We start from the raw sequence: 1,478 nt of genomic DNA on the forward strand, positions 1-1,478 counted from the left end.
CACAACCAAAAGCTGGGATGTCGAGCACGGCTTTGGGCAGGATCAGGCCATAAGCCGCAACGATCATTAGGTCTGGCTTGAGCGCGATTAATTCTGCCTGAGCATCTTCATCTTTGAGTGTCAAAGGCTGAAATACGGGTATGTTTTTCTCTATGGCCTCCGCTTTAACGGGGCTAGGCATTAGTTTTTTGCCTCGGCCAGCCGGTCGGTCCGGTTGGGTGTAGACAGCTACAATGTCGTGGCCAGCGGCCACCAACGCATGAAGACTCGCTGCTGCGAACTCAGGCGTTCCTGCAAATACTATTCTCAATGTACTTCTCAATTCGCGGAGTTAAAAGTCTCAAGCGCTTTCGCGGTGCTGCTTTTCTAATTTCTTCTTTATGCGGTTGCGTTTTAGCTTACTTAGGTAATCGACAAATAGTTTGCCATTTAAATGGTCCATCTCATGCTGGATACAGACGGCTAGCAAGCCCGTAGCCTCAAGTTCAAAAGCTTTTCCGTTACGATCCAAGGCTTTGATCAATACGTGCTCAATGCGTTCAACATCTTCGTAGAAGCCAGGAACGGATAAGCAGCCCTCTTGCATTTTCTCTGGGTCGCCCTCTAACACAGTAATCTCAGGGTTGATAAAAACGTGCGGATCGCTTTTATCCTCTGATAAATCCATGACGATCAGCTGGATGTGCCGATCGACCTGTGTTGCGGCAAGCCCAATGCCGGGAGCATCGTACATTGTTTCGAACATGTCATCGATCAATGTTGAGATCTCGGGCGTGACTTCTTTAATTGGCTTTGCAATTTTGCGAAGTCGCGGGTCTGGGTATTCCAATATTTCTAATATCGCCATAGGTTTAGAGTTGCTTCTTAAAGATGAATGCTCAATTTGTGGTGTATATCACGAATACACTGCTACTATTATCTAATAGAAAGGTAATTTAGTACAAATTGCTGCGCTCTCATCTATAGTTTTTTAGATGGGTAGTGTGAAGGTGCCTTAATGAGGAGACGCTTATGTTCGTCACTCTTTAAAGCATACGCACCAATTACGTGAACGATAAGAGTTATAGGCAGACCATGATCCCCAAGATTTTGATTCGATGTGCGGCGTTATTGTTGTTGAGTTTTCAACTTATGGCATCGCCAGAATTTAAAGAAGACTATCCCGAGCGTTATACCGTTGTTAAAGGCGATACACTCTGGGATATCTCAGAACGTTTTTTGAAGTCACCATGGTTGTGGCCAGAAGTGTGGCATGCAAATCCGCAGATCTCCAACCCGCATCTTATTTATCCCGGTGATGTGATCGGCCTAATTTATATTGATGGCGAACGCAAGATCACAACGTTGAAGGAAGGTCCTAACAACGGCGTGAAAAAGCTGAGTCCGACAGTTCGCTCAGAGCCTATTGAGACGGCCATACCAACGATTCCTCTTGATGCGATTGCGAGCTTCTTGTCGTCAAATCGTATTGTTGATGT

At 45.7% G+C, this 1,478-nt stretch carries 3 protein-coding genes; 1 reads left to right on the forward strand and 2 read right to left on the reverse strand.

Annotation, left to right across the window (positions count from 1 at the left end):
* Both A3750_RS17885 and def read right to left on the reverse strand, forming a co-directional pair.
* On the reverse strand, positions 1-310 hold a 310-nt coding region (locus tag A3750_RS17885; RefSeq protein WP_304440212.1), incomplete at its 3' end, for a methionyl-tRNA formyltransferase.
* A 30-nt stretch (positions 311-340) separates the two neighbouring features.
* A complete protein-coding gene (def, locus tag A3750_RS17890) occupies positions 341-847 on the reverse strand; it encodes a peptide deformylase (RefSeq protein ID WP_068453143.1) in 507 nt (168 codons plus the stop codon).
* A gap of 227 nt (positions 848-1,074) precedes the next feature.
* Here def and A3750_RS17895 point away from each other — a divergent pair.
* Positions 1,075-1,478, forward strand: a 404-nt coding sequence (locus A3750_RS17895; RefSeq protein ID WP_156498699.1) for a LysM peptidoglycan-binding domain-containing protein, incomplete at its 3' end; no start/stop codon positions are given.

This window comes from Oleiphilus sp. HI0079 (assembly GCF_001635105.1).